Here is a 26,177-nt window from a genome sequence, read left to right on the forward strand (position 1 = left end):
GGTGAGCGATGCCTTCGATCCAAGCTCTTTATAGTAAAATCCACCGCGCTGTTGTTACAGACGCGAATTTAAATTATCAAGGTTCGATCACTTTGGGCGAGGATTTGCTCAAGGCCGCTAGACTCGCCCCCTTCATGAAAGTCGATGTTTTGAATGTCAATAACGGGGCTCGTTTTAGCACCTATGTCATTGCGGGCAAAGATTGCGAGGTTTGCGTCAATGGGGCGGCGAGCCGACTTGTGCAGCAAGGCGACCTTGTCATCATTGTCGCTTATGTGTCGCTCTCTCTTGAGCAACTACCCACCCACAAGCCCCATATTGTGTTTGTGGATCAACACAACGCCCCGATACTGGAGGAGAACCCATGTTAGATTTTGGCCAGTTTGGCGGTTTGCTCTCTAGCCTACAAGAGCAAATTAAAGAAATGGAGGAAAAGAGCAAGAACACCACCTTTGAAGCCAAGAGTGGGGGCGGGCTTGTTAAGGTGCAATTTAATGGGGCGGGCGAGTTGTTAGACATTCTCATTGATGATGGCTTGTTAGAGGACAAAGAAGCCTTGCAAATCTATTTAATCAGCGCGCTCAACGAGGCTTATAAACAAGTTGAGGAGGCGCGCAAAACTTCAGCCTTTGGCATGTTGGGGGGCTTAAATCCCTTTGCGAAATAAGCTTTTTGCCGTGCTCTTGGCCTTTGGTGCGCTCAAGGGCTATGACTTCTCCCATTGTCAAGGCTACTACAAGCGGGCAAGCCACGCGGGCAGTGTCTCCTTGTTTTGGAAAAACAGGCAGGTGTCTTTTGCGCATGGCAAACTTGCCAAGGGGGCGAAAGTCTTAAAAGCTGACCCTTTCATCGGCTTTTATGTCCTTAAAACCCCCCCCACAGAATTTGCTTACAATCTCTTAGACATCGATGAGCACGCCTACACCCACCCGCTGGCTAGTGTTAGCGCAGACAAAGCCACTCCCGGGCACATTGTAAAACGCCAAGGGGGGTTTTTAGACTACGCCCAATTTTCTACCCCCGTGGCGCTCAATGGCGTGGTGAGCAATATTTGCTACCAAATTTATGGTGTGGGTGTGGGGGAGGGCTTTATTGAAGCTCGCTACATCAAGCGCTTTTTACGCCAAAGCACGCCCTATTATGGCGACATCGGGGTGAGGGTGCGCCAAAGAGGGGGCGTGGTGGTGGAGAGTGTCGATCCTTTTTTTCAAAACAACCCCTTTTTAGAGCAAGATAAAATCACAAACATCGATGGGCGCGCCATCAACAATGTTAAAGAATTCGAGTGGGTGGTGAGTAACCTTGCCTACCAAGAGCGCGCGAGCGTGCAGGTGTTGCGAGGGGGGCGTTACAAGACTTTGAGTGTTAGAGTGGATAAACGCTATGGGGGGTTTTTGTTGCCAGACAGCTTTTTAGAGCGCTTTGGCGTGAAGCTTAACGGGCATTTTGTCATCCAAACCCTCAATAAAAACCGCCCCCGCGATTTTAAGCTCTTGCAAGTGGGAGACAAGCTCGTGTGGATCAACCGCAAGCCCATCGCCCCCGCAAGCGCAAGTTTCGCACAAAAACTCGCCGCTTTACGCCACGCTCTAAGCCACGCCTACATGCAAGGGCGGATTGAATTGTTGGTTTTAAGAAATGGTTTTGAGTTTTATGTCCGACTCTAATTTGCGCTTTTATCAAGAAATTTGCACCGCGTTTGAGGGCTATCTTGTGGCAAACAAGCCCACATTACAAAACTTCGATCCTCCTTTTGACCCCTCTTTTAAATTTGAAACCGCCTTTTGGGAAATGCTTTTAAATGGGGGCAAGCGCTTTAGGCCCAAGCTTTTACTGGCCGTTGTGTGCGCCTTTGTGCGCTCACCTCAACGCGTTAAGCGGGCTTTTCCCATCGCTCTAGCCCTAGAGGTGTTGCACACTTATTCATTGATCCACGATGACCTGCCTTGCATGGACAACTCCCCCCTGCGCCGCGGTCATCCCACCTTACACACCACCTACAACGAAACCACCGCTACTTTAGTGGGCGATGGTTTAAACACCTACGCCTTTGAGCTGATCGCTTGCTCCAAACTGCCAAGCCCCCTAAAGGTGTGCTTAGTGGCGACTCTAGCGCAATGTGGAGGGGTTAGAGGGATGGTGCTAGGGCAGGCTTTAGATTGCCACTTTGAGGGGCAAGAGTTGTGGCGTGCGCAATTAGAGGAATTACACATCCTCAAAACGGGCAAGCTCATTGCCGCAAGCCTTAAAATGGGCGCACTCATTTCCAAAGAGTTTAGCAAAACCCCCGCCCGCTTGGCCCAAACCCTTTTTGATCTGGGCTTGCTGATGGGTCTTTTCTTTCAAGTGCGCGATGACATCATCGATGCCACCCAAAGCCCCGAGCAGTCGGGCAAAAGCACCCAAGCCGATGGTTTGAAAAACACTTACGTACATTTGTTGGGCCTAAATGGGGCGCAAGGGTATTTAGCCACCTTGCAAGCGCAACTTTTAGAGAGATTAGAGATTTTGCCCCCCGCTCTCAAAGGATATTTAACGCATTTGCTGGAGAGTTTGGCATGAAGCCTTATATTTTACTCACTAATGATGACGGCTACGAAGCTAGAGGGCTTTTGGCTTTAAAAGAGGCTTTAGAGGGGGTCGCTGAGGTGCTGGTGGTCGCCCCTAAAAATGAAAAATCTGCCTGCGGGCATGGCGTTACAACCACTCTGCCCCTACGTTTAGAGCAAATGGGGGAGGGGTATTACCGCGTGGATGATGGCACACCCACCGATTGCGTGTGTTTAGCCCTATCCATTGCCAAGCGCCCCTTTGATTTGCTGATCTCAGGGATCAACCATGGCTCAAACATGGGAGAGGATGTGCTTTACTCGGGCACGGCCGCCGGGGCCATTGAGGGGACGATCCACAACATCCCCTCCATCGCCTTGTCCCAATACATCAAAGAGCGCAAACTCTTTAGCCATTTTGATTTTGCGCTGGCTAAACAAATCGCCCTAAAATTAGTAGAAAAATGCTTGCAAGGCTTCCCCCTTAAGGGGCGCAAGTTCTTAAATGTCAATGTCCCCCAAAGCCCGCACTTTAAGGGCGTGAAAATCACCCAACAGGGCATCCGCTTGTATGCCAACAACATCCACTGCAAACAAGACCCTAAGGGCAAGCAATACTGCTGGATGGGGGTCAATCCTTTGCGCTGGGAGGAGAGAGAGGGCGTGGTGAGCGACTTTAAGGCCCTTAAAGAAGGGTTTGTGTCCATCAGCCCCATCACGCTCAACATGACAAGTTACGCCGATTTAGAGGGCTTGCAAGGCTGGTTTGCCTAAACTTATAGTAAAATGGGGTTTATGAAAACGAGGCACCTTTTTTTGTGGTTGTTGGTCTTTCTTTTGAGCGGTTGCCATCGCCTGAATATGGGCTATTTCTCAGAAGTGCGGGCAGGCTATGTCTTTAATGTGAGCTCGCCCACCGTTGTGGTCTATGACACCGCTGACATGGTCACCTCCTTTTATATCCAACTCATCATCTACGACCTGCAAGAGCTCGGTTTTTACAATGTCTTTAGCATGCTTGAATACCCCCCGGCTAAGGCAAAAAATGTCATTTACGCCCAAGTGGTGCGCAATGTCTCTGCTGTGCCCGTGCTCGCCTACCACTACATCCTGATAGACAGAGCCAAGAGCAACCGCTGTTATTGGCATGAAGGGCAATTTTATTGTGCCAAAGTCCCCACAGACTACTACGCCATCAATGGCTTTTCGGCATATTCTAAAATGTTGGCAGGCTCGCATTTTATCCTAGATTGGTGGGACAATGTTTTAAATAAACGGGTGCTTTACATCGATGGGAGCGTGAGCGGGGACACTTGCGGGTATAACCGCTTGTATGAGGAGTTGATCTCTAACACCATTGGGCGCATTGACTTTACCCGCTCAGAGCATTACCGCTACTTCCATCAGCTCCCCATATACCAACCATGTTATAGGCGTTGAATGCAAATCCGCCGCTCTTTTCACTTCTGTGCGAGCCACATTGTGCGTAATTGCACCTCTAGGCGGTGCGCCACGAGCATCCACGGGCATAACTACCAAGTGGAAGTCTTTTTACAGGCGCATAAACTAGACAAGGCGGGCATGGCTTTAGATTTTGGGATTTTTAAAAACGAAATCGCTAGCTTCATCGATGCATTTGATCATGCGCATCATTTTTGGGACAAGGAAGCCGAAGGCTTTAAAAACTTCATCACCAGCACAAGCGCGCGTTATGTCAAACTAAGCTTTAATCCCAGTGCCGAGCATTACGCCTTAATGTTCCATCTTTTCATTAGTGCGATTTTAGAGGCGACAGAGCTACACAACAACGAGGCAGTGGGAGTCTGCTCTGTGAGGGTGCATGAAACCAGCTATGGCTATGCCCAAAGCGAGACAGAGGATTTAAGCAATCCCGCTTTAATGGGCGCGATCTCTTTAGAGAGCGTGGTTTTTTCGCCCGCCATTTTAAAGGACATGCCAAATCCTAAACTCTTAGAGCAGCTTTTAAATTACCACAAGGCCAAAAAAAACTCCCCTTGTGCGCCTAAAAAACCCTTTGCTAGCCCAAAGCCCCTAGCCCAAATATGAGCCTACCTTTAGTAGAAACCTTTTACAGCTTGCAGGGCGAGGGCTCTTGTGTGGGGCAACCGAGTGTCTTTATCCGTTTAGGGGGGTGCAATTTTAAATGCGTGGGCTTTGGAGTGAGGGCAAATATTGAGGGGCAAGAGTTTATGGGCTGTGATAGCATCTACGCCGTGCGCCCTAATTCTAAATGGCAATATCTAAAGAGCGCTGGGGAGCTTTTAGATAAACTCCCCGCTTTTAACCCCGCTTGCTTGCCTTTGATTGTCTTAACGGGGGGCGAGCCAAGCCTGCACTTTAAAAACCCCATTTTGCTTGAGGCGTTGCAAATCTTGCAAGAAAGGGGACATGTTCTTTGGGTCGAGAGCAATGGGAGTGTGCTTTTCGACTTTAGCCCGCCTTTAGATTCTTTGCATTTCACTTTAAGCCCTAAATTATCTTTTAGCCAAGAAACAACCCCCCTAAAACCCCTACAAAACATTTTAGATCACGCCCTAGAAGTGGTCTTAAAATTTGTGCTAAAAAATCCGACAGACATACACGAGGTGCAAAATTTACTCAAACAATTGTGCTTTAAAACCCCTCCCTTAGTCTATCTTATGCCCCTAGCCACAGACAAGGAGCGCTTACAAGAGGGTTTAGAGGGTTTAGCAGAAGTGGCCTTAGCGCATGGCTACTCTTTGGGGCAAAGGCTACACATCCAGCTTTGGGGCAATGAGGCGGGGCGTTGATGTTAGAGGCGTTTAGAGCACACATCGAAGCCATCAGCAAGGAGGATGGCACGCATAAATTCAGCCTAGATAGCGTGCTAGAAATGGGCGAGGGGCAAAAGGCATTAGAATTGCTGCACAACGCCCTAAAAGCGCAAAAGCAAATCATTCTTGGGGGGGATTACGATTGTGATGGCATGAGCGGCACGGCTTTAGCCCTGTACTTCTTTAAAGAGGTGCTAAATTATCCTAACATCAATTACATCATCCCTAGACGCAACACCGACAGCTATGGCATGAGTGTCGCGCTCTTAGAGGCTTACGCCACAAAAAAGCGTTTTGTAAAGACCAGCTACAACGCTAGGGAGGAGGTTATTGGCGGGCAAGCCCTAGATTTTAACAATAGCCTTTTCATCACCATTGACAATGGGGCAACCATCCCCGATGAAGTGTGTGCCTTTTTACACGCCCACAACACGCCCCTAATTCTAAGCGATCACCACGAATTTTTAGAGGGGCGCATCCCCGCTTGCGATGCCTTTGTGCATCCCCTCTTAAGCTCCAAGCACCCCTTTAAGGGCATTAGCGGGGCGTGCGTAGGGTATTTATTTTTGCTCGCCTACGCCAAGCACTACGGGGTAAAAATGCGCCTAGATCACTTGCAGTATTTGCAGATCTTGGCCGGACTTAGCACCATAGCCGACATGATGGACTTAAGCACGCCTTATAACCGGCAACTCGTGCAGCGCATGGATTGCACCCTAAAAACTGCTATGCCAGACTCGCTTAAAGCCTTGTATTTAGCCCAAAAATACCAAAACCCCTATAAACTAAGCACCCTAGCATGGGACATCATTCCGCTCATCAACGCCGTGGGACGGCTCGATGGCATTGAGGGCTTTTGCCATTGCAATTTGGTTGTGGATTTGCTCGCCACAAGAGAGGCTAACCCCACTTACGCCGCGCTTTTAGTGCAGACCAATCAAAAACGCAAAGAGTGTATTCAAGAGATCAAAAAGACCCTGCAACCCACAAAAAAAGGCCCGCTCATCTATGCGGGCGGGCACATCCCTAGAGGGGTTTTAGGCATGCTGGCCAATCAATTCTTAGAAATGGGGGGGGTTGTGGCCCTGTGTTGGCGCTATGAAAACGAGAGCATAGAAGCGTCCTTGAGGGCAAAAGAAGCGGATTTAATGCAAATTTTAGCCCACCTTAAAGACAAGGGCATTGGCGTGCAAGGCGGGGGGCATAAGCAGGCGTGCGGGCTCGTCTTTGCAAATGAAAATGAATTTCAACAAGCTTTAGAGTTTTTAGGGCAAGCGCATGCTTTTTAAGGCCCAAAGTTTAGAGGTCTTTTTTAGCCCTGAGTTTTTAGAGCTTTATGCCAAAGGTGAGCCTTATGGGGTGGGCAATCCCACACCCCTATTTGAGGTTTGCGCCCCCTTAAAATCGTGGCGTTTTTTGGGACGCACAGGCCAACACATCGAGCTCATCTTAGAAGATCACACCGCTCTTTTGGTGTGTAAGTGGTGGTTTTGCCCCCCCAAGCACCATATCCACTTTTGCCCCCCAAACTCCCTATGCCTTGTGGGCGAGTTTGATCCCTTTGATAAAGAATTAAAATGTCTAGAAATTAAGCTGTAAAACCAAAACTTTTAAAGGAACAAAAAATGTTTTATATTTTTGCACTTTTAGCAGGCATGGCCTTAGCCTTACAAGCCCCCGTTAACGCAGCACTGGCTAGAGACATGGGGGGCGTGAGTGTCTTTGCGGCGTTTTTTTCGTTTTTGATAGGGACTTTGTGCTTGCTGGTTTTAGCACGGGTGTTTCACCAAATACAGGGTGACACTTTGAAACTTTTAGGGCAACAAGAGTGGTGGAAATACATAGGCGGGCTGTTGGGCTCTTTTGTGGTCTTTACAACCATCACCAGCGCGCCCAAAATTGGGCTAGCCCCCATGCTCGTCTTTTTGCTTGTGGGGCAGTTGTGCATGGGTTTATTCTTAGACTCCATCGGGGCTTTTGGATTGGCGCAAAAAACCATCAGCCTGTCTAAAATCCTCGGGCTAACGCTCATCATCTTTGGGATTATTGTCTTTTTCTACAAGGACATTTTTAAATAAAAAACGCGTAGCGTTTTTAAAGCGTTTTTAAAATGCGGGGCAATAACCCTGCTTAAGGGCGCAAACACAACGAATTGATACAAAAATGCTAAAAATCTTTGGTGTTGTGCGTAACTTAAAAGCGTGGGTTTAGAAAATCTTTAGGGTTTTGAGTTTGCTTTGTTTATTTTTCTTGTGTTAGAGTAACCCACTTTCTTTTAGTGGAGCGTTCCATGCCCATCGCGCCCAAGCCTTATAAACTTGTCTGTCCTTGCGGGTATTCTAAAACCGTGGCTTTTAAAAGCGATGCTTTAAGTCCGACAGATTTAGCGCAAATGAGCGCAACTTGCCCCAAATGCGGGCAGAGCATGCGCAAAACTTCCTTAAGTCTGTTTGGACAAATCTTTAAGGGGTTTAAAAAATGATTCAAAATTTATCTATCTTTTAAAGAGCCTAGGGGGTGTGCCCGACTACTGTATTTTGGAGTGAGGGCGTGGCCGACCTTTGCAGACTTGCGCGGGTTGGAGTGTGATGGCTTATCGCTGTGCGTGGCCACTGCATAAAAAAACGCGCAAAACAAACGCGCGCTTTAATTTCACATGCCCCAACTTTAGGGCATTAGAGCAAAAACCCCATTAAGTTATTGGCAATGGTGGCACTCAATGGAGCGGTCAAAGACACTTTTTTCTTCTAAATGGGGGCTTTGGGTGCGTAGGTAGTAGGTGGATTTTAGCCCGAGTTTCCACGCCAAGTGGTAGATTTCGTGTAAGAGTTTGCCATTGGCCTTATCGAGGCGTAAAAAAAGATTCAGGCTCTGGCCTTGATCGATCCACTTTTGGCGCACGGCGGCTAGGCGGACAATGTCTTTCGGATCAACATCGTAGGCGGAAGTGTAGTAGCTCCAAGTGTCAAGGTTCAAGTTTGGCACCACTACGGGGATCATCCCGCTTAAATTCTCTTCAAACCACTTTTTTTGGTAAATGGGCTCGATGGTTTGGGTCGTGCCGACTAGGATAGATATAGAGCTAGTGGGCGCGATTGCCATTAAATAGCCATTTCTGAGCCCCTGTGTTTGCACCTGCGCTTTTAGGCCAGCCCAATCGCAGGCGCTCTTGTGCGGGCTGATTTCTAGGGCTTCCAGCTTGGCCTTATCGATGGGGAAAATGCCCCTACTCCACTCCGAACCCTCAAAGTGAGCATAAGAGCCCCGCTCTTTGGCTAATGCGCTGCTTGCCTTAATGGTTTCATAGCTGATTTTCTCCATTAAAGCATCGACTTTGGCGGCGTGCTCTTGGCTCCCCCAAGCAATTTGCGCTTGGGCGAGCATTTGCGCCTCGCCCATCACACCCAGCCCGATCGCGCGGCTTTTTAAATTCGTGCGCTTGGCTTTGGTGGTGGGGTAAAAGTTTAAATCAATGACATTGTCGAGCATGCGCACGGCAATGGGCACGACCCGCTCAATGTCTTTGGGGGTGTTGATCTTGCTTAAATTTAAACTCGCTAGGTTACACACGGCAAGCGTGCCCTCTTTAGGGACTTTAGTTGCCATAAAGATTTTTTGCCCGTTTAAAAAGTCGTTGCTGGTGAGTTTATTTGCCTTTTTTTCAATGCCTGCATCGGTGCAAACAAGGTCCTCTTCCTCAAAATACACCCGCGCGCCATCGGTAAAATCCACTTGCACTTTGTAGTGGCTCGAGCTCGTGTTTTGGTAAATCTCAGTGCAAAGGTTGGAGGAGCGGATCATCCCCACATGGGCATTAGGGTTGGCGCGGTTGGCGCTGTCTTTAAAGCCTAAAAAGGGCAAACCGCTTTCAAAGTAGTTGGTTAAAATGCGCTTCCAAAGCGTGCGTGCGCTGATTTTCTCCTTGCCGATGTGGGGGTTTTGCTCGTAGGCCAAATATTTTTCTTTAAACTTGGCTCCGTAGCACTCGGTTAAATCTTTGCATGCATAGGGGTCAAAGAGCGACCACATCTCATCGTTTTCCACCCGCTCCATGAATAAATCGCAAATCCACAACGCGGGGAAGAGATCGTGCGCGCGGCGGCGCTCATCTCCGCTGTTTTTACGCAGATCAATGAACTCCAAAATATCCATGTGCCAAACTTCTAAATACACCGCGATTGCGCCCTTTCTCGTGCCGAGTTGATCGACCGCAATTGCCACATCATTGACGATCTTTAAAAAAGGGATCACGCCTGCGCTTGCGCTTTTGTGCCCATCAATGTAGCTGCCTAAACAGCGCACTTGACTAAAATCCCACCCAATGCCCCCGCCGTATTTTGAAAGCAGTGCCATGTCCTTATAGCTATCAAAAATCCCCTCAATGTTATCCGGGGTCGAGCCGACATAGCAAGAGCTGAGTTGGTGATTAGGGGTGCGGGCGTTGGCGAGTGTGGGCGTGGCACACATCATCTCAAAGCGGCTTAAAACCCCATAAAACTCTAGGGCTTTTTCATTAGGATCGCTCTCATTTTGGGCCAAGAACATCGCAATCGCCATAAACATGTGTTGGGGCAATTCGATCGGGTGGTTGAATTCGTCTTTGAGTAAATAGCGATCATGCAGAGTCTTAATGCCTAAGTAGTTGAATTGCAAATCCCGCTTAGGCTCAAGGGCCTTATTCAACAGATCCAAATCAAACTTTTCTTTAAAGCCCCGCACAATGCGCCCCTTGCTTTCACCCAGCTCCAAATATTTTTTGAAGGGCAAGTAGCCCTGAAACCCGCTCACCTTTTCATAAAGGTCTTCTAAGAAAAGTCTAGCGGCGACAAAGCTCCAATTAGGCGCATCCACATCTATTTTATCCACTGCCATGCGAATCAAAGCTTGCGCCACGTCTTGCGTGCCAAGGCTGTCTTTAAAATAAAGTTGCGCCTCGGCTTCTAGCTCATCGGCACTAATGCCCTCTATGCCCTCTGTCGCTTTTTGTATGCTTTGGCGTATCTTTTCCATGTCTATCGAGTCGGTGCGCTCGTTGCGCTTGGTTGCTGTCATTTCCATCAATTGCCTTTAATCGGTCATTTTTTGACACGGCGGCGTGCCGTGGGGTCTAAAACTTTTTTGCGGATACGCAAGGTTAGAGGGGTGATTTCTAAAAGTTCGTCCTCTTCGATCCACTCTAGAGCGCGCTCTAGTGCCATCAGTCTTGGGGGGGTGAGTTTGATCGCATCATCGCTTCCGCTGGCACGCATGTTGGTTAAGTGTTTGGATTTAATGGGATTGACCTCTAAATCGTTGTCGCGGCTGTGTTCGCCAATCACCATGCCGACATAGACTTTTGTTTGCGGATTGATAAAGAGCGTGCCCCGCTCTTGGATATTAAACAGAGAAAACGCGGTCGCCTCCCCATTTTCCATGCTCACCAACGCCCCGTTTTTGCGTGACTCCACGCCTCCGCTAAAGGGGCGAAACTCTAAAAATGAATGGTTCATCACGCCCTCGCCCTTGGTGTCGGTTAAAAACTCAGAGCGATAGCCAATCAGCCCTCTAGCTGGAATCTCAAATTCTAAGCGGCTATAACCATCATTCATCGGGTTCATCGCTTTCATCTCCGCCTTGCGCCGCCCCAATCGCTCAATGATCGCCCCGCTAAAATCTTGGGGAGTGTCGATCACTAAGTGCTCAAAAGGCTCTAGTTTCACGCCATCTTGGACTTTAACAATGACTTCAGGGCGGGAGATGCTAAACTCAAAGCCTTCACGGCGTAAATTCTCGGCTAAAATGGTGATCTGCAATTCCCCCCGACCGCTCACTTTAAACTTGCCCTCGCCCATTTCCTCGCACTTCATCGCAATGTTGGTTTGCATCTCTTTTAGCAGGCGATCTTTAAGCTTGTTGGCCGTTACATGCTTGCCCTCCGTGCCGGCCAGCGGAGAGTCGTTGATGGCAAACACCACGCTCATGGTAGGCTCTTCAAGGTGCATGGGGTCTAAGGGCATAGGATTATTGGGATCGACCACGCTATCGCCCACATCCATCGCATTAAAGCCGGCAATGGCGACAATGTCGCCCGCCTGTGCCTGCTCGATCTCCATTCTAGCTAGCCCTAAAAAGCCAATCAATTTTGTGATACGCCCGCTCTCCTTGCTCCCATCGCTTTTATACAAAGCGACCATGTCCCCCTTTTTGATCTGCCCATTAAACACCCGCACAATGCCGATCTTGCCGACATAATTGTCGTAATCTAGGGTGAAGATTTGCATCTGTAGAGGGTTATTTGCCTCTCCGCTGGGCGCGCTCACATGCGAGACGATCGTTTCAAATAGGGGCTCTAGGTTCTTTTTCTCATCGCCCAAATCTTTGATAGCATAGCCATCGCGCGCGGCGGCATACACCACGGGGAAGTCTAATTGCGCATCGCTGGCTCCCATCGCCACGAACAAGTCAAAGACTTCATCGACCACCCGATCGGGCTCGGCGGCAGGCTTGTCAATTTTATTGACCACCACAATGGGGCAAATGCCAAAACTGAGCGCCTTTTTCACCACAAATTTGGTTTGGGGCATCACGCCCTCTTGCGCATCCACTAAGAGCAAAACCCCATCGACCATTTTAAGCACCCGCTCCACTTCTCCCCCAAAGTCGGCGTGTCCGGGGGTGTCTATGATGTTGATTTTGGTGTCTTTGTAGTGGATCGCTGTGTTTTTAGAAAGGATGGTGATCCCCCTCTCCCTTTCTAAATCGTTGCTATCCATCATGCGCTCATCGACCTTGTCGTGCTCGCCAAAAGTCCCCGATTGGGTGAGCAAACCATCCACTAAAGTGGTCTTGCCATGATCGACATGCGCGATGACAGCGATATTTCTAATCTTTTGCATCTAAGCCTCTTGGTTATGGTAGATTTTTGGAGGGGCTAGTATAACCAAACTTTACTTAGGGCAAAATCTGCAAAAAAGCTAGTTTTTGGAGCGGAAAATAAACTTATCGATTTTAAAAAAGATGATTGCACCGATGGTTTGCCCGATAAAGAGATTGAGCCAAAGGGGGGTGTGCATCCACTCAAACAAGAGCATGAAGGGCAGCATCACCACCGCCGAAACCATCCAACGCACCCAGTAAATCAAGAACAAACGAGTTTTATATGCCTCAAAAAACTTCATTCTCTCTCCTAAGACAAGATCACGCAAGGACAGCAAAATTCGGTGTATCGATGGTAGCCCCCTCCTTTAAAAACTAATGTTTCTTCAACAACTCTTCAATGCGCTGGGCGTAGTGGCTGTCGGCCTTTTTAAAGTGCTCTAATTGGCGGCTGATGATGTCATTAGGTACACCCTGCATGGCGTCGGCGACATTTTGGCAAGTGCGCTCTTGCTCATCTTTAGGCATCAATCTAAAGAGATCGCCAGCTTGGGTGTAGTAGTCGCTGTCATAATCCCTAAAGTTATAGGCATAGATGGCCATTTCATCGGCAAGTTTAGCCAGCTCGAGCTTGGGCTCTCTAGCGTGGGGGGATTCTTTGTAACCGGGCAGTGAGCTGGGTTCGTAATTGCGCATTGCGCCATAGTGCCCGTTTGTCATAAAGCCATCCCTTGAAGAAGTTGCAAAGGGGCATTTGGGAGCATTGACAGGCAGTTGGCTGTGGTTGATGCCTAGGCGGTAGCGCTGCGTGTCGCCGTAGGCAAAGAGCCGTCCTTGCAACATCCGATCGGGGCTATAACCCACGCCGGGGATCACATGGGCGGGGTTGAAAGCGGCTTGTTCCACTTCGGCAAAGTAGTTTTCAGGGTTTTTATTCAGCTCCAAAATCCCCACTTCAATGAGGGGGTAGTCCTTATGACTCCACACTTTGGTTACATCAAAGGGGTGGAATTTATAGTTTTTGGCATCGCTTTCTGGCATGATTTGCACGCAAAAACGCCATTTGGGGAAGTCTTTATTTTCAATGGCTTCAAATAAATCCCTTTGGTGCGAGTCCATGTCATGCATGCGAATCTTTGCCGCCTCTTGACTGGTTAAATTTTTTATGCCTTGCAAAGTTTTAAAGTGGAATTTCACCCAAAAGCGTTCATCTTTCTCGTTGATGAGGCTAAAGGTGTGGCTGCCATAGCCGTTCATGTGGCGGTAGCTCTTAGGAATGCCCCGATCGCTCATTAAAATCGTCACTTGGTGCAAACTCTCGGGCGTGAGACTCCAAAAATCCCAAACCATAGTCGCGTCTTTTAGATTGGTTTTAGGGTGGCGTTTTTGGGTGTGGATGAAGTCGGGGAATTTTAAAGGATCGCGGATAAAAAACACGGGAGTGTTGTTGCCCACAATGTCCCAGTTGCCCTCCTCAGTGTAGAGTTTGAGCGCAAAGCCCCTAGGATCGCGCTCGGCATCGGCCGAACCCTTTTCGCCCGCCACGGTGGAGAAGCGCAAAAAGCAAGGGGTTTGTTTGCCCACTTGGCTGAAAAGTTTGGCTTTGCTGTATTTGGCGATTTCGGTGCTGGTGATCGTTAAAGTCCCATAAGCCCCACTGCCCTTAGCATGCACCACGCGCTCGGGGATTCGCTCGCGATCAAAGTGGGCAAGTTTTTCTAAGAACCAAGTATTTTGGAGTAAAACCGGTCCTCTGGGTCCAGCGGTGAGTACATCTTGGTTAGATCCAATGGGTGCGCCCGTGGCGTTGGTGAGAAAAACATCTTTTTTCATAAAAATCCTTTACTTAAAAATTTGGGAAAACCCATAGCAAAGGATAATATAAAAAACGGAAGATTCGACTAAAAAAGGCAGAGAGGGCTAAAAAGCCCCTTTAAGCGTTACAGCTTGTAACTAATGGCTGGGTTTGGGTGGTTTGTGCTCGCCACAATGGCAACTGCGGAGACCAAGAGGGCCCATGCCGTGCCCCCAAAACAAGCCGCTTTCTTTAAACTGCGCCCTTGTCATTTTGGCAACCCTAGTTTTGATAGCGGCACGGATAGCCTCCATGCGTTTGTCAAAATCCTCCATTGTCATGTTTGCGGTGTTTTTGTCCGCTGAGGCCATGACTTTTTCGAAAAACTTTTTGCGCTGTTTGGCATCCATGTGCTTGCTGCGTTTATAAAGCTCCATGCGGTAATCGGGCACTTGTTCGGGTGCGACCTTACCTGCCATCTCAATGAGCTCTTTATCGCTTTTGCTCTCAAAAGCCCCTGAACCGGCGAGCAGACTATTGCACAATCCCGCCATCACTAAAGCGGCGACACCTAATTTCATCTTATTTACCATTAGCATGAAACTCCTTATGTGTGGGCTAGACCCTCAAGAATTATTCGTGAGCTGCAGGTTTATCAGCAGGTGCAGCAGGCGCATCTTTAGCGGGAGCGTGCTCTGCTTTATTGCCATGCTCTTCGCCATGTTCGTCTTTGTGCTCTTTTTTATGGGCGTGGTGTTCGCCTCTTTTGTGGCCTTTTTTGGCATGTTCATGTTTGGGAGAGCACCACATTTTGTGCTCTTCACCTTTACAAACTTCAACATTAGCCAAGTCCATAGCCTTCAATTCCTGAGGTTTGTGTTCTTTTTTCATTTTTTCGAGCTCTTCGGCCACTTCTTCACGCAATTTGTTGAAGTCTTCCGCACTCATTTTGGCGAAGTTGGCTTCGGCGGTTTTCTTCGCTTGGTGTTTAAACTTAGCCCTAGCTTTGGGGGATTTTATCGCTTTCGCGCGTTTAGCCACTTCAATGCGGTACTGAATCACATCCTCAGCATCGTGCATTGTGCCCGCTTTTTGGATAAATTCTTTTTTACTAAGCTTAGAAAAATCCTCTGCTGCGTGTGCAACACCTAAAGCCAATAAACCCATTACGAAAATCTTTGCAAATTGACGCATAAACTACCTTTGTGGAATTTGTAGAATAAAAACAAGCTGGATTCTATCTACTCTTACTTAAATCCCAGCTTAACAATGCGCTTTGAGAGCGATTTTATGTGGGGGATTGTGGCCTAAATTAACCACAACTACCAATGCTCTTAAAAAATGTTTTAGGCGAGGGGGAGCGCATTTTGATGGCTTGAAAAAACATGCAACGGGTGTTGGCGTTGTGTAAGCGCCACCCGCTCAAATCTTGGTTAAAGCTTTTGGCGTAGGCAAACATTTGGTACATGTTGCGTACATGGGTGATGTCCCAGTCGTCTAAGGGCTGGTTAAAGCTTTTGGCAAAGAAAAACATTTTATGCATGTCGGTTACATGGCTGGTGTCCCACTCATTCAAGGGCTGGTTAAAGGCAAAGGCCCCATAGAAAAGGTAGGACATGTTTTCCACATGGCTTACATCCCAACCTTGAATGGGGCGGTTAAAGGCGGTGGCGTATTTAAACATGCCCTGTAAATTCGTGGCGTTAGAGAGTTTCCAATGGGTGATGTCCCCATTAAAACTATAAGTCAGGCTAAACATGTAACTCATGTTGCGGACATACTCGACATTCCAATGGTTGAGATTTTGGTTAAAGTCTCTGCAACCATAGAACATAAAGCTTGTGTCTTGCACATGTTGCATCTCCCAATCGTCTAAGGGCTGGTTGAAAGAAGCCAAAGCAAACATGCCTTTCATGTTTGTAACGCCACTTGTGTCCCAGCTGTTTAAAGCTACATTCACCTCCCGCCCCATAAACATGGCTTCCATATTTTTAACATGGCTCACATTCCATGTTTCAATGCCGTTTAAATCTGTACGGGTACTGCTTGTGTGGCAATTCTCAAAAAGATTGAGCAGCTGGCTATATTCTTTATCTTGTTTAGCCCACAAACTGCCGTTTTTAATGGGGAGTTGCTTTAAGCGGGCGTAAGTGTTGTTTTTATCACAAGATAAATAGCTCATGTCCTCAATTAGACTCGTGTCAATGCTTGCTAGTGGGATTTTAGGGTCATTGATCAAAGCGGTGAGTTCGGCCTTGGTTTGCGGGTAGTGCAAGTATCGAAGGACATTGGGAGGAGACATGCCCTGCATTTCTCTTTGCGCTTGGGTGTGGAGCGTTTTGCGTGTTTTTTGGCTTTGGATTTTTGTGCCCTCTAGGGGTGAGCCTAAAAAAATCCCTTGTGTGTTGGCCTGTTCTAGGTTTTTCCACTGGCTGATGTCTTGCCTAAAATGCGTGGCGTTGGCAAACATGTAGCTAAAGTTCTTGGGGGTGGCAATGTGCTTACGATTCCAGCGTGATAGAGGCTGGTTAAAGGCTCTAGCGTGGTAAAACATGTAGCTAAAATCCACCCCCCTAGAGGTATTCCAATTATTGATGGGCTGGTTAAAGCTAGTGGCGTTGGCAAACATGTAGCTAAAATCCACCCCCCTAGAGGTGTTCCAATTATTGATGGGCTGGTTAAAGCTAGTGGCGTTGGCAAACATGTAGCTAAAGTTTTTCACCCGAGAAGTGTTCCAAGAGCGCAGGGGTTCGTTAAAGCGCATTTGATTCATAAACATTCCCTCCATGTTTTCTACATGGCTCACATCCCATTTGCCAATCCCCTTAAAGTCTTCACGATAAGGCGTGCATATACCCTTTTTAGCTAAGGGGCCTTGCAGACAAAATAAATAACTCATGTCCTTAATGTAGTGGGTATTGATTTGGGTTAAGGGAATATGGGGGTTTTGCAAGAGATTTTGCAACGTGGTTTTGTCCTTTGGGACAAAGATTTGCGCTCTTAGAGGGAAAAACCCCACTAAAAAAAGCAAGCATATAAATGCGGATCGACTAGACATAAACACTCCCACAGAAGAGATGATCGCAGAGAGCAAAAAAATTTTTAACATTCTAACATAAAAAATGTTAAACAACCCAATTTTGCGCTTTTTTGAGGCCGTTTAAGATGGCCTCGTTTGGCTTGTGTTATAGTTTAAGTGTCTATAACCGATATAAGGCTACGACAATCAAAGGAGTTAGTATGCGTTGCTCTAAATATTCTTGGATGGTTTTGCCGGCTTTGGTCGGTCTCTTAAACGCTGAAGAGAGTGGTATTTTTCTTGAGGGCGGTTACCAACAAGGTAAGGCACAAGTGCGCAGCACGGGTAAAGATAGCAGCACCACAACCTCCACCATAAAGGGTTTTGGTTTGCAAATCGGTTATCAAATTTTTGCGAATAAATACTTCGGTTTTAAGGTTTATGGATTCTTTGACTACGCCCACACGACGGGGATAGAATTTGCCAACAACGGCGCTTCAGGGGGCAACCCCGTAGATTGTAAAATGCCCGGGGGTGGGGGCTTGCCGGGGGGTTTGACACCACCTGTGTCCGGCCATCCCGCCGTCCCTCCCGTAGTGCCCGGAAGTGTCATACCGCAGTGTTCTGTGAATGTCATGGGCATTTTACAGCAAATGGTGGGGAGCAAGAAGCCCTTACAGCCCAACATGCTCACCTATGGTGGGGGGGGAGATTTGATGGTGAATTTCATCAGCAACAAGATGATGGCTTTGGGGGTCATAGGGGGCATACAATTTGCCGGCAATTCTTGGATTCTGGCTACACCTGATTTTAGCGATGTGGCCTTGCGCTATATGGGTGTGAATAAAAAAGCCACCGGTTTTCAATTCCTTTTTAATGTGGGGGGGCGTTTGCGTATCTTAAAGCACAGTAGCATTGAAGCGGGCGTGAAGTTTCCTATGATGCGCAACAACCCTTTCTTGGAAACCAAAAACGATGGCACGCTCTACATCCGCCGACTCTACTCTTGGTATGTCAATTACGCCTTCACTTTCTAGCGCACAAAAGCGGGTTGGATGAGAGGGAGCTCTTCGCCTTTAAAATTTATCTTCACCATGATTTGGTAACGCCCTTTTAAGGGGAGATTAAAAGGGGGCAGCTGGCAGGTGCTCCCTTTTTCTTGTGTTTCGCATAGGATATTGTCTAAAGTCAAGGGTTTTTGTTTGCTCCTTAAAACCGACACGCTAAAAATAAGAGTGGGGGCTTTTGGGTCTTTATAACGCACTTGCAGGCCTAAATGGTTGCCCCGGTTGGAGAGCCAAAGTAGAGGCGTGTTTTGGTTTAAATAAAAGGGGAAAAGCGGTTCGAGTTTTTGGCCACCACTGACGAGCTCAAGGCCGTAGGCCTGTTTAAAGGCATTGTAGGCAGCCAGCATGCCGTTAATGTGGCTGTCGGTGTAGGTGTGCTGGTGCAAATAAGAATTGTCGCTTTGGGGGGTGTATTTGATCGCCACAACCACCAAAGCCACAACCAAGCCTAGTCCAATAAATAAAATAGACAAAATGCCAAGAGGCCAATAGTTTTTTTCTTTAGTGTCCATGTTTTCTTGTTCCAAAAAAATAGCCGTAAAAGAAGAGGGCTAGAAGCGAGCAGAGCAAAATGTAGAGCGTGGTTTTAACCACGCTGTTAGAATACTCCTCTTTAATGTTGTTCGCTAGTTGTATGTGGTATTTGCGCGCGATGGCATCGGCCATATAGGTGTAGCCATTGAGCAAGGCAAAGGAAAAGCGGGCGTTGTTTTTAGCTGTGTCTGTGCCCCACTCTTTAGGCAAAAAGGGGGCGATGCGCTCAAAAAAAATACGCTCTGTGGGGATTAAGTCCTTTGGATCAGTTAGAATGTCTATTTTTTGCGCTCCAAAATGGGCAAAAAGAGCAACAAAGGGGCGGTGCAGGTCTTTTAATTTGGCTTGTTGGTAGGCTAGCCGCCCTTGTTTTGTGTGGGTATCTGGCGTGTCGGCCAAAAACAACACAAAAGAAACCCCCGTTTTGCTAAACAGCTCACTAGACACTTCTTGCACAAGCTCCACACTTTTGGGGACCAAATGCCCCGCTTCGTTGTCTAGCACGAAGTCCCCGGCGTGTAAAAAGCCCGCCAAAAGCAGGCAAGCCCTAAAGAGCTTCACACGGCGAAGAGAAAGGGGCGAGCGAAGTAAAGCACAACCGTGATGGCAAACAAGGCGATTAAAAAAAGCCCTAGCAATTTTTCCATCCCTGTAAACATGCGCTACTCCTTCACTTTGTAAAATTCGTGTTTGTTGCCAAACATTTGTAGGCTTTGGGTGTCTAGCTTGTAGTAGTGGGTCGCCTCCTCTTGCTGGATGTGCACGGCCTTAAGGCCCAAAAAAGCCACCAAGATCAACAAAATAACCACCACCAAGAGGTTGCCTAAAATCCCGTTTAAACCAAATAACCCATTCATCATTCATCTCCTTGTAGGGATTGGATATAAGTTGCCAACGCCTTCACTTGCGTGGGGCTAAAGTGGCGGTAAGCAAAGCTAGGCATCTCCCCGATGTGCCCTTTTTTGCCCTTGTCAAGCACTTCTTGTAAAAAGGCGGGGGTGCCATAGCGGGTTAGATCCGCTGCCATGCTCCCTTGTCCCTTGCCATCAGCCCCGTGGCAACTCGCACAAGTGCTTTGGAAAATGGCCTGCCCTTTTTGGACCAATTGCGGGTTTTTGGTGTGGTGCAAAGCTGAAATGTCTGCCATGACATAACTAGCCACAGCCTTAGAATCTTCGGGGCTAAGACCTAAAGGGGGCATTTCGCCGGCTTGATAACCCAAGCCCACCGAGCCCTGCGCGATCACTTCCTCAATGCCCTCCTCTTTGCCCCAATTGACAAGGTTTTTAGCGGTGTTGTTAAGCCCTGTGGCCTCTAAGCCGTGGCATTGTGAGCACTGCACCAAGAAAATGCCCTGCCCCATTTGCTCCAAGTCTTTTTCTTTAAGATTTTGCCAACGGGCTTCAAAGTTTTTATTATAAGTGGCGACTTCTTTATTGTACTGGCCGATTTGAGAGAAACCAGACATGGGATAACCCATAAAGATGTACCAAAGCCCCCAAACGATGATGGCTAAAAAACTGATGATCCAACCTGTGGGGATGTCGTTGAGAAACTCTCCAATGCCATCATAGCTGTGATCCTTGCCCCCATAAAGCTCGCCGTCTGCCTTACTTTCGCGCATCGCCTTAAAGAGAGAAGAGCTCATGCTAAGTGTGGCAACCAAAATCACAAGGGCTGCCCCCAGCGCAAACAAATTAATGTGATCCTTCAAAATATCCATCTTTAGCCTTTTTTATGAGATAAGTGCCGAGGCTCGATGGGCGCATCGTTTAGCTCATCTTGCAAGGCCAGCTGGCTGTAACGCTCGTAATCCGTGATCCCCTTTTTGTCTTTCACATACATAGATATAATGTAAAAATACAAAAAGAGCGTGAATAAGACCGTGAAAAAGGCGTAAGCAAAGCCTCTTAGAGTGTCGATGTCCATTTATTGCCCCTTTGCGCTGGGTTTTTCAATGCGCCCTTGCCCTAGACTATTTAAATAGGCGATGAGGGCCACAATTTCTTTAACCCGCCCCTCTTTAAGTGCGGCCTTCACTTCAAGGTCTTGCATGCGCTCAACAATGCCTTTAGCTTCCTCTAAGAAAAGCTTTTTGGCCTCTTGCATATCGCCCAGTTGCACCCCTCCGGGTTTGTCATAAGGCACTTTAAAGACCTCTTTTTGGGTGTAGGCTTCTGCAAAGGCGGTGTCAAAATCTGCATCTTTTTTAAACAAATGCTTATAGGCGGGCATGATGCTACCGGGCACTACGCTGGTGGGCTCTAGCATGTGTTTTTCATGCCAAGCGGTGGTGCGCACATCGCCCACGCGGTGCAAGTCGGGGCCAATGCGCCGAGACCCCCACAAAAAGGGGCGATCGTAGGCATATTCTCCACTTAAGCTGTAAGCCCCGTAGCGTTGCACTTCAGCTTGAAAGGGACGGATGAGCTGGGAGTGGCAATTATAGCACCCCTCATTAATATACACCTGCCGCCCGGCGGTTTCTAAAATGCTGTAGGGTTTTAACCCCTCAATGGGGCGGGCGGATTTAAAGAAGTTGGGCAAAATTTCGACCACCCCGGCCACTGCAAAGGCGACCACAAAAGCGAGCGTAAAAAAGAAAGGGTTTTTTTCCAAAAAATAAAACATGGTGCGCTCCTTAGTGCATGCCCATAGGCGTGGCGTAGGCGGGCTCTTTTTCTAAAACGCGCCCTTTTTGGATCGTCATCAGCACATTGTAAAGGAAGATGAAAAAGCCCACGAGATATAAACTGCCACCCAAGCCACGGATCACATAATAGGGGATCAACACCCGCACAGTATCCACAAACTGATACACCAAGTTGCCGTATTGATCCACATCGCGCCACATCATCCCCTGCGTGATGCCCGCAATCCACATGGAGGAGAAGTAAAGCACAATGCCTAAAGTCATCAGCCAGAACTGCACATCCATGAGTTTGGCAGAATAAATTTCTCTTTTAAACACACGGGGCACCATGTGATAAACCGCCGCGATCAAGGTAAAGCCCACCCAACCGAGCACGCCGTCATGCACATGCCCGATGATCCAGTCGGTAAAGTGCGCTAGGGCATTGACCGAGCGGATGGCTTGAATGGAGCCCTCTAAAGTGGAGAGCATGTAAAAGGTGCTGGCTAAAACCAAGAACTTAATGAGGGGAGATTCTTTGAGCTGGTGCCATTGCCCCCGCAAAGTCAAGAGCATGTTAATGGCCGTGCCCCACGAGGGGATGACCAAAATCACAGAGAACACAGAAGATAAGGTTTGCACCCAATCGGGCACGGTGGAATAGATCAAGTGGTGTCCGCCAGCCCAAATATAAACAAACATCAAGCTCCAAAAAGAAAATAGAGTGAGCTTGTAAGAGAAAATGGGCTGTCCGCTTTCTTTAGGCAAGAAGTAGTAAATCGTGCCGATCACCCCACTAGTGAAAACAAAGGCCACCGCGTTGTGCCCCCACCACCATTGCACCAAAGCATCGTTGCTGCCCGCATACATAGAAATAGAGTGCCAAAGGCTACCTGTGTGGGCGACTAAATAAGTGGGGATGGAAAGGTTATTAAAGATGTAGAGCACGGCGATGCCTACATAAGTGGCGATGTAATACCACAGCGAAACATAAATCGTGTTTTCGCGTCTAACCCCCATGCTCCCAAACATGCTAATGCCCCACAAGACCCACACCACCACGACTAAAATGTCTAAAGGCCATGCAAGTTCGGCGTACTCCTTGCTTTGGGTGATTCCGCCTAACAAGCTCACCACGCCCAAGATTAGGGTTACAATCCAAAGCCAAAAATGCAGGTAGCCCACCACTCTTAAGAATGGATAGTCGTGATAGGTAATTTTTAAGACCCTTTGTCCAATATAATACCAACTTGCCCAAATCCCACCCAGCGTAAAACCATAGATCACGCCATTTGTGTGGACAGGCCGCAAACGCCCAAAAATGCTGTATTCACCTAAAATATAGTTGAGTTTAGGGAAGGCTAGCTGAAAAGCTAAGATCACTCCAACTAACATGCCAATGACCCCAAAGGCGATCATGGCAATGATGAATAGTCGGGCAATCGAATAGTCGTACTCAGCGGAAGTTTTAGCTGTTGCTGACACTGAAGCACTGCTAGCATAACCCTGTGGGATGCCTACATCCATACATTCTCCTTCATTAAAATATCACGCAATCAGACATTATAGCACAAATTGTATCGATGGCGTTTAATTTAATGTCCCTTGTGGCTTTTAGGCCATCGGACTAAAAAAGCGCGCTCACTTCCTCTACTAAGGGCGCATCTTGGCTTAAATCTAAAAAACGAAAAGCGTCCCCACTTTGTTGCGTGCCCTCTAGCAAATCCCCTGAGTGGCGGTATTTTAAATCTAAATTTGCGATTTCAAAACCATCCGTGGTTTGGCTAAAGTCGTGTAAGCGGGGGTTTGTAAGGTTGTGGGTGAAAAGATAGCAATAACCCTTGCCCCCAAGCCTTGCCACCCTGCCCCTTAGCTGGTGCAAGGTCGCTAGCCCTAAGCGTTCAGCCCCCACAACGACAATCGTGGAGAGCTTGGGTAGGCTGATTCCCACTTCAATTAAGGTTGTGGCGAGTAAAAGTTGCCCCTTTTTGGCAAAGTCCTCCATGATGTCCTCTTTGTCCTTGTCCTTGCCACTCACCACAAAGACATTTTCAAAGCGTTTTTGCCAATAGGGCGCGCCCTCTTTTAAAGAGAGATAGTCCTTGTTTTCGCTCTCCTCCACTAGAGGGTAAATGATGGCCACCTGTTTGCCCGCGGCGATCTCGGCTTTAATGTGGGTTAAAAGGGCGTTAAACTGGGGTTTATCGACAATGCGGGTTTGTATGTTCTTTGTGTGGGGTTTGTCTTTTAAAAAGCTTGTGGCGATGAATTTAGCCCCCATCATTGCTAGGGTTCTGGGTATGGGCGTGGCAGAAAATTGCAAATAATGGGGCTTGCTACCCGCTTGTGTGGCTAGAGCTTGCAAGGTGTGGCGTTGCTTCGTGCCAAAACGGTGTTGTTCATCGCTGAGTACTAAAGCGACTTGCGAAGTGTCTAGGGGGGCGTAGAGCAAAGCGGTTGTGCCAACAATAAAGTCCGCCTCGCTAAAGGCTTCTTTTTGCTTGCCATTTGTCCCGCCTAGGAGCAACAAGGGCTTGATGCTGGCGGGCAAATATTTAAGAGCCTCGTTGTAAATTTGCTTGGCCAAAATGCTTGTGGGGGCCATTAACAGGCTTTTATAGGGGGCACACAAAGCCACGCTGGCTAAAATCACCATCGTTTTACCACAGCCCACATCACCCATCACGAGGCGTTTTGTGGCTTTAAAACCCTGCATGTCTTGCTGGATATTGGCGATGGCCTTTTGCTGGTCCGGCGTGAGCTTAAAGGGCAAATTGTCTAAAAACTCTTGCAAGGCCTTTGTGTTGGCATGCTGGCTAAACTTAGCGGGGAAATCAAAAGTTTTAGACTTTAGAGCACACATGTAAGATAGGGCTTCTATGTATTTTAGGGCTTGTAGGTGTGGATGGGGCAAGCCTTTATGGGCGTTGTAGGCTAGAGCAAAAGCCATTGTGGGGTGGAAAATTTCGCATAAATTTTGCACAACCTCTAAGGGTACGCCGATGCTTTCGAGCTGGTGTAAATTCTGGGGTGTGAGTGTATTTAGGCAAAAGTCAAGGTAGGTTTTGTATTGGTCTTGCTTAAGAAAGGCGGCAAGTTTTTTACAATCCTTGTCAAAGCGCATGGCTATGGTGTTAGGCTTGTCTATGATTTTGGGGTTTGTCATTTGTAGGGCATTTGTGTAGGGGCTTGTGCCTAACTTGCCATAGACAAAATAGCTTTTTTGTCTGAAAACTTTAAGGTGGTAGGAGGTGTGGTTAAAACAAATCAATTCTAAAGTTTGCCCGGTTGTTTTGGCTTGGGTTTGGATTTTTAAGACTCTGCCCGCGTGCATACTCATATACGCAACTTCTATGCAACCCATAGCCCCCGGCTCTAAAGTGTCGAGCAGGGCATAGGGGGTGTAAGCCTTGGGAGGGTTTAAGATGATCTCTAAGAAATGGGCTAGGGGCAAACCCACGCCCAAGTCTAACTTAGGGTTGATCCCCCCCTGTTCTGTCTGCAACATGGCTAATCTTTAACTTAGATTTAATAAAGCATGGTTATTATAGCCCAAAAAGGAAGTGGATGAACTCCAAACTCTTACGCTTTTTAGGCTCTTCTATCTTGGCTACTATGGGGGTTTTTGGCTTGCAGGCGTGCAAGGACACAAGCAAAACCTCTAGCCAACAAGCCAAGCCCGCGGACGCTAAGGTCTTAAACCAAGCCAAAGATGCCGACTCTAAGGCACTCAATAAAATGACTCCTGTTAATCCCGACAAGAGTGCGGATTTGGAGTCTGGCCTAGAACACAAGATCGATGATGCCAAAACAACCGAGAAGATCGATCGCATTGTGGATGAAGAAAATGCGATCCAAGAAGCCACACAGGGCACAGGTCCGATCTACACTCCCCAAAACAACAACATCCTCCAAAACTGGTCCAACCACGAGGATAACTTGGCTTCACCTTTAAACCACAACTACTAGCCTAAGGACGACCATCCTAAACTTGACACGCAAGCTTGCCTTTGTGTTGGGTGCGTTCAGTGCTTCACTGCTCCCCATGCGGGCTGCCAAAAGCCGAACTTTTTTGCTCAGCCAATTTCAGATCGGTACGATGCAATTTTACACCTACCAAAATGGTGTTCCCGTTAGAAATGTGCGCACCATTGAGGGGGCAAGCATTGTCTATGGCTACGAGTATAACCCTCTAAATCGCTGGTTTTACACCCGCTACTATGGCTTTTTGGACTATGGATATGTGATCTTAGACAAAAGAAAAGCCAACATCGAAACAAACATGTTCACTTATGGAGTGGGGGCGGACTTATTGATCGAGTACAACAAAAACCCCCTCAATGTTTGGGGGCTCTTTTATGGGATGATGGTGGCGGGCAACACTTGGACGACTTCGAAGTTTTCGGAAAATTTCTTTGTGGAAAATTACCGCTCTTTTACAAGCTTTTCATTCAAAGGGACTTATTTTAGGCTCTTGGGGCAAGTGGGCGTGCGCTTCCAGACTGTGATTCTCTACCACGATGTGTCTTTTGAGTTTGGGGTGAAATTCCCCTTTGACACCGAGATTGGCTCTAAATTTGTGCGTAATTACAGCATTTTCGTGTCCCACACTTGGTATTTTTAAAGGATTCGTCTAAAAGCTTTAATGCCCTAAACAACGTTTAAAATGCCTCATTTCCAAAAAGTCTCTTTGGCGTTTTTGCAACCCTTCTTGTCCATCGTTCGCACACAAGACCAAAAAGACCATCACCCCCTGCAATCCTCGCATCGGCTGGAAGTGCTCTTATTTGGGTGGCATAGATCAAAACCCATAAATGTTAGAGATGAATCCACTAAAACTTATTTGGGTTTTGGCAACACCAACCCTCTATTTTCTCATTATTTGTCAAAAATAAGATTTTATTAATCTT

General features: G+C 47.7%; 30 protein-coding genes. 15 read left to right on the plus strand and 15 right to left on the minus strand.

Annotation, left to right across the window (positions count from 1 at the left end; all coding sequences use genetic code 11):
* The first annotated feature begins 8 nt into the window (after positions 1-8).
* From panD to HAL07_RS01790, 12 genes are all read left to right on the plus strand, one after another.
* Positions 9-371, plus strand: a complete 363-nt coding sequence (gene panD / locus HAL07_RS01735; RefSeq protein ID WP_053944875.1) for an aspartate 1-decarboxylase — start codon at positions 9-11, stop codon at positions 369-371.
* Positions 365-667, plus strand: a complete 303-nt coding sequence (locus HAL07_RS01740; protein WP_053941672.1) for a YbaB/EbfC family nucleoid-associated protein — start codon at positions 365-367, stop codon at positions 665-667. The genes panD and HAL07_RS01740 overlap by 7 nt, the downstream gene beginning before the upstream one ends.
* A complete protein-coding gene (locus HAL07_RS01745; RefSeq protein WP_233702610.1) occupies positions 657-1,667 on the plus strand; it encodes a DUF7488 domain-containing protein in 1,011 nt (336 codons plus the stop codon). The genes HAL07_RS01740 and HAL07_RS01745 overlap by 11 nt, the downstream gene beginning before the upstream one ends.
* Positions 1,654-2,562, plus strand: a complete 909-nt coding sequence (locus HAL07_RS01750) for a polyprenyl synthetase family protein (protein WP_053945037.1) — start codon at positions 1,654-1,656, stop codon at positions 2,560-2,562. Before HAL07_RS01745 ends, HAL07_RS01750 begins: the two co-directional genes overlap by 14 nt.
* Positions 2,559-3,323: a 5'/3'-nucleotidase SurE gene (gene surE / locus HAL07_RS01755; protein ID WP_053941671.1), complete on the plus strand. Its 765-nt coding sequence runs from the start codon at positions 2,559-2,561 to the stop codon at positions 3,321-3,323. Before HAL07_RS01750 ends, surE begins: the two co-directional genes overlap by 4 nt.
* A 21-nt stretch (positions 3,324-3,344) precedes the next feature.
* Entirely contained in the window at positions 3,345-3,989 is a 645-nt protein-coding gene (locus HAL07_RS01760) for a hypothetical protein (protein ID WP_202903463.1), read from the plus strand.
* The gene (locus HAL07_RS01765; RefSeq protein ID WP_053944877.1) at positions 3,990-4,616 is read left to right on the plus strand and encodes a 6-pyruvoyl trahydropterin synthase family protein; all 627 of its coding nucleotides are present in this window, start codon (positions 3,990-3,992) and stop codon (positions 4,614-4,616) included. It begins immediately after the preceding gene.
* The gene (locus HAL07_RS01770; RefSeq protein ID WP_053941668.1) at positions 4,613-5,341 is read left to right on the plus strand and encodes a 7-carboxy-7-deazaguanine synthase QueE; all 729 of its coding nucleotides are present in this window, start codon (positions 4,613-4,615) and stop codon (positions 5,339-5,341) included. The genes HAL07_RS01765 and HAL07_RS01770 overlap by 4 nt, the downstream gene beginning before the upstream one ends.
* Positions 5,341-6,654: a DHH family phosphoesterase gene (locus HAL07_RS01775; RefSeq protein WP_082355777.1), complete on the plus strand. Its 1,314-nt coding sequence runs from the start codon at positions 5,341-5,343 to the stop codon at positions 6,652-6,654. The genes HAL07_RS01770 and HAL07_RS01775 overlap by 1 nt, the downstream gene beginning before the upstream one ends.
* A complete protein-coding gene (locus HAL07_RS01780) occupies positions 6,644-6,964 on the plus strand; it encodes a hypothetical protein (RefSeq protein ID WP_053941667.1) in 321 nt (106 codons plus the stop codon). The genes HAL07_RS01775 and HAL07_RS01780 overlap by 11 nt, the downstream gene beginning before the upstream one ends.
* Positions 6,965-6,990: 26 nt before the next feature.
* A complete protein-coding gene (locus HAL07_RS01785) occupies positions 6,991-7,443 on the plus strand; it encodes a DMT family transporter (RefSeq protein ID WP_053944878.1) in 453 nt (150 codons plus the stop codon).
* Between the two features lie 212 nt (positions 7,444-7,655).
* Positions 7,656-7,847 carry a hypothetical protein gene (locus HAL07_RS01790; RefSeq protein ID WP_053941665.1) on the plus strand — a complete coding sequence of 64 codons (192 nt, stop codon included), beginning with the start codon at positions 7,656-7,658 and terminating at the stop codon, positions 7,845-7,847.
* A 215-nt stretch (positions 7,848-8,062) separates the two neighbouring features.
* Here the strand turns inward: HAL07_RS01790 and HAL07_RS01795 are convergent, their stop codons facing one another.
* The 7 genes from HAL07_RS01795 to HAL07_RS01825 form a co-directional block, all read right to left on the minus strand.
* Complete coding sequence (locus tag HAL07_RS01795) at positions 8,063-10,423, minus strand: ribonucleoside-diphosphate reductase subunit alpha (protein ID WP_053944879.1); 2,361 nt, start codon at positions 10,421-10,423, stop codon at positions 8,063-8,065.
* A 17-nt stretch (positions 10,424-10,440) separates the two neighbouring features.
* Positions 10,441-12,240, minus strand: a complete 1,800-nt coding sequence (gene typA / locus HAL07_RS01800) for a translational GTPase TypA (protein WP_053944880.1) — start codon at positions 12,238-12,240, stop codon at positions 10,441-10,443.
* A gap of 78 nt (positions 12,241-12,318) precedes the next feature.
* The gene (locus tag HAL07_RS01805) at positions 12,319-12,522 is read right to left on the minus strand and encodes a hypothetical protein (protein ID WP_104741714.1); all 204 of its coding nucleotides are present in this window, start codon (positions 12,520-12,522) and stop codon (positions 12,319-12,321) included.
* 73 nt (positions 12,523-12,595) lie between these two features.
* Positions 12,596-14,053: a catalase gene (locus HAL07_RS01810; protein WP_053944881.1), complete on the minus strand. Its 1,458-nt coding sequence runs from the start codon at positions 14,051-14,053 to the stop codon at positions 12,596-12,598.
* A 120-nt stretch (positions 14,054-14,173) separates the two neighbouring features.
* Positions 14,174-14,614, minus strand: a complete 441-nt coding sequence (locus HAL07_RS01815) for a DUF1104 domain-containing protein (protein ID WP_238374457.1) — start codon at positions 14,612-14,614, stop codon at positions 14,174-14,176.
* A gap of 34 nt (positions 14,615-14,648) precedes the next feature.
* Positions 14,649-15,209, minus strand: coding sequence for a DUF1104 domain-containing protein (locus tag HAL07_RS01820; protein WP_053944882.1), 561 nt, complete (start codon positions 15,207-15,209; stop codon positions 14,649-14,651).
* 118 nt (positions 15,210-15,327) lie between these two features.
* Positions 15,328-17,073 carry a BspA family leucine-rich repeat surface protein gene (locus HAL07_RS01825; protein ID WP_082355799.1) on the minus strand — a complete coding sequence of 582 codons (1,746 nt, stop codon included), beginning with the start codon at positions 17,071-17,073 and terminating at the stop codon, positions 15,328-15,330.
* 182 nt (positions 17,074-17,255) lie between these two features.
* On the opposite strand from HAL07_RS01825, the gene HAL07_RS01830 reads away from it, so the two are divergent.
* Complete coding sequence (locus tag HAL07_RS01830; RefSeq protein WP_053944883.1) at positions 17,256-18,071, plus strand: outer membrane protein; 816 nt, start codon at positions 17,256-17,258, stop codon at positions 18,069-18,071.
* Here HAL07_RS01830 and HAL07_RS01835 read toward each other — a convergent pair.
* The 8 genes from HAL07_RS01835 to recG form a co-directional block, all read right to left on the minus strand.
* Positions 18,068-18,613, minus strand: a complete 546-nt coding sequence (locus HAL07_RS01835; RefSeq protein ID WP_053941658.1) for a hypothetical protein — start codon at positions 18,611-18,613, stop codon at positions 18,068-18,070. The two genes, HAL07_RS01830 and HAL07_RS01835, sit on opposite strands and share 4 nt — an antisense overlap.
* Positions 18,603-19,169 (minus strand): hypothetical protein, encoded by a 567-nt coding sequence (locus HAL07_RS01840; RefSeq protein WP_238374458.1) that lies wholly within the window; start codon positions 19,167-19,169, stop codon positions 18,603-18,605. Before HAL07_RS01840 ends, HAL07_RS01835 begins: the two co-directional genes overlap by 11 nt.
* Before the next feature lie 128 nt (positions 19,170-19,297).
* Positions 19,298-19,492, minus strand: coding sequence for a DUF4006 family protein (locus HAL07_RS01845; protein WP_053941766.1), 195 nt, complete (start codon positions 19,490-19,492; stop codon positions 19,298-19,300).
* On the minus strand, positions 19,492-20,358 hold the full coding sequence (gene ccoP, locus HAL07_RS01850; RefSeq protein WP_053944885.1) for a cytochrome-c oxidase, cbb3-type subunit III: 867 nt from the start codon (positions 20,356-20,358) through the stop codon (positions 19,492-19,494). Before ccoP ends, HAL07_RS01845 begins: the two co-directional genes overlap by 1 nt.
* 2 nt (positions 20,359-20,360) lie before the next feature.
* Positions 20,361-20,564 carry a cytochrome c oxidase, cbb3-type, CcoQ subunit gene (locus tag HAL07_RS01855; RefSeq protein WP_053941655.1) on the minus strand — a complete coding sequence of 68 codons (204 nt, stop codon included), beginning with the start codon at positions 20,562-20,564 and terminating at the stop codon, positions 20,361-20,363.
* A complete protein-coding gene (ccoO, locus tag HAL07_RS01860; RefSeq protein ID WP_053944886.1) occupies positions 20,565-21,266 on the minus strand; it encodes a cytochrome-c oxidase, cbb3-type subunit II in 702 nt (233 codons plus the stop codon). It lies immediately after the preceding gene.
* 10 nt (positions 21,267-21,276) lie between these two features.
* Positions 21,277-22,794 carry a cytochrome-c oxidase, cbb3-type subunit I gene (gene ccoN / locus HAL07_RS01865; RefSeq protein ID WP_199766988.1) on the minus strand — a complete coding sequence of 506 codons (1,518 nt, stop codon included), beginning with the start codon at positions 22,792-22,794 and terminating at the stop codon, positions 21,277-21,279.
* Between the two features lie 100 nt (positions 22,795-22,894).
* On the minus strand, positions 22,895-24,775 hold the full coding sequence (gene recG / locus HAL07_RS01870; protein ID WP_053944887.1) for an ATP-dependent DNA helicase RecG: 1,881 nt from the start codon (positions 24,773-24,775) through the stop codon (positions 22,895-22,897).
* Positions 24,776-24,834: 59 nt separating this feature from the next.
* Here recG and HAL07_RS01875 point away from each other — a divergent pair, with 59 nt between their 5' ends.
* Together HAL07_RS01875 and HAL07_RS01880 are read left to right on the plus strand one after the other, a co-directional pair.
* Positions 24,835-25,236 carry a hypothetical protein gene (locus HAL07_RS01875; RefSeq protein WP_053941652.1) on the plus strand — a complete coding sequence of 134 codons (402 nt, stop codon included), beginning with the start codon at positions 24,835-24,837 and terminating at the stop codon, positions 25,234-25,236.
* 103 nt (positions 25,237-25,339) lie between these two features.
* Positions 25,340-25,891, plus strand: a complete 552-nt coding sequence (locus HAL07_RS01880; protein WP_053945042.1) for an outer membrane protein — start codon at positions 25,340-25,342, stop codon at positions 25,889-25,891.
* The last annotated feature ends 286 nt before the right edge of the window (positions 25,892-26,177 follow it).

Source organism: Helicobacter ailurogastricus (genome assembly GCF_001282945.1).
Taxonomy (GTDB): domain Bacteria; phylum Campylobacterota; class Campylobacteria; order Campylobacterales; family Helicobacteraceae; genus Helicobacter; species Helicobacter ailurogastricus.

Bases quoted from the DNA above. Each gene is read 5' to 3' on its own strand.
- HAL07_RS01795 (WP_053944879.1), bottom strand. From the start codon at position 10,423: ATGGAAATGACAGCAACCAAGCGCAACGAGCGCACCGACTCGATAGAC.
- HAL07_RS01785 (WP_053944878.1), top strand. From the start codon at position 6,991: ATGTTTTATATTTTTGCACTTTTAGCAGGCATGGCCTTAGCCTTACAA.
- surE (WP_053941671.1), top strand. From the start codon at position 2,559: ATGAAGCCTTATATTTTACTCACTAATGATGACGGCTACGAAGCTAGA.
- HAL07_RS01765 (WP_053944877.1), top strand. From the start codon at position 3,990: ATGCAAATCCGCCGCTCTTTTCACTTCTGTGCGAGCCACATTGTGCGT.
- HAL07_RS01820 (WP_053944882.1), bottom strand. From the start codon at position 15,209: ATGCGTCAATTTGCAAAGATTTTCGTAATGGGTTTATTGGCTTTAGGT.
- HAL07_RS01835 (WP_053941658.1), bottom strand. From the start codon at position 18,613: ATGGACACTAAAGAAAAAAACTATTGGCCTCTTGGCATTTTGTCTATT.
- HAL07_RS01855 (WP_053941655.1), bottom strand. From the start codon at position 20,564: ATGGACATCGACACTCTAAGAGGCTTTGCTTACGCCTTTTTCACGGTC.
- ccoN (WP_199766988.1), bottom strand. From the start codon at position 22,794: ATGGATGTAGGCATCCCACAGGGTTATGCTAGCAGTGCTTCAGTGTCA.
- HAL07_RS01830 (WP_053944883.1), top strand. From the start codon at position 17,256: ATGCGTTGCTCTAAATATTCTTGGATGGTTTTGCCGGCTTTGGTCGGT.
- ccoP (WP_053944885.1), bottom strand. From the start codon at position 20,358: ATGGATATTTTGAAGGATCACATTAATTTGTTTGCGCTGGGGGCAGCC.
- HAL07_RS01775 (WP_082355777.1), top strand. From the start codon at position 5,341: ATGTTAGAGGCGTTTAGAGCACACATCGAAGCCATCAGCAAGGAGGAT.
- HAL07_RS01770 (WP_053941668.1), top strand. From the start codon at position 4,613: ATGAGCCTACCTTTAGTAGAAACCTTTTACAGCTTGCAGGGCGAGGGC.
- HAL07_RS01875 (WP_053941652.1), top strand. From the start codon at position 24,835: ATGAACTCCAAACTCTTACGCTTTTTAGGCTCTTCTATCTTGGCTACT.
- HAL07_RS01815 (WP_238374457.1), bottom strand. From the start codon at position 14,614: ATGCTAATGGTAAATAAGATGAAATTAGGTGTCGCCGCTTTAGTGATG.
- HAL07_RS01790 (WP_053941665.1), top strand. From the start codon at position 7,656: ATGCCCATCGCGCCCAAGCCTTATAAACTTGTCTGTCCTTGCGGGTAT.
- ccoO (WP_053944886.1), bottom strand. From the start codon at position 21,266: ATGTTTTATTTTTTGGAAAAAAACCCTTTCTTTTTTACGCTCGCTTTT.
- typA (WP_053944880.1), bottom strand. From the start codon at position 12,240: ATGCAAAAGATTAGAAATATCGCTGTCATCGCGCATGTCGATCATGGC.
- panD (WP_053944875.1), top strand. From the start codon at position 9: ATGCCTTCGATCCAAGCTCTTTATAGTAAAATCCACCGCGCTGTTGTT.
- HAL07_RS01805 (WP_104741714.1), bottom strand. From the start codon at position 12,522: ATGAAGTTTTTTGAGGCATATAAAACTCGTTTGTTCTTGATTTACTGG.
- HAL07_RS01825 (WP_082355799.1), bottom strand. From the start codon at position 17,073: ATGTCTAGTCGATCCGCATTTATATGCTTGCTTTTTTTAGTGGGGTTT.
- recG (WP_053944887.1), bottom strand. From the start codon at position 24,775: ATGTTGCAGACAGAACAGGGGGGGATCAACCCTAAGTTAGACTTGGGC.
- HAL07_RS01760 (WP_202903463.1), top strand. From the start codon at position 3,345: ATGAAAACGAGGCACCTTTTTTTGTGGTTGTTGGTCTTTCTTTTGAGC.
- HAL07_RS01845 (WP_053941766.1), bottom strand. From the start codon at position 19,492: ATGAATGGGTTATTTGGTTTAAACGGGATTTTAGGCAACCTCTTGGTG.
- HAL07_RS01740 (WP_053941672.1), top strand. From the start codon at position 365: ATGTTAGATTTTGGCCAGTTTGGCGGTTTGCTCTCTAGCCTACAAGAG.
- HAL07_RS01810 (WP_053944881.1), bottom strand. From the start codon at position 14,053: ATGAAAAAAGATGTTTTTCTCACCAACGCCACGGGCGCACCCATTGGA.
- HAL07_RS01780 (WP_053941667.1), top strand. From the start codon at position 6,644: ATGCTTTTTAAGGCCCAAAGTTTAGAGGTCTTTTTTAGCCCTGAGTTT.
- HAL07_RS01750 (WP_053945037.1), top strand. From the start codon at position 1,654: ATGTCCGACTCTAATTTGCGCTTTTATCAAGAAATTTGCACCGCGTTT.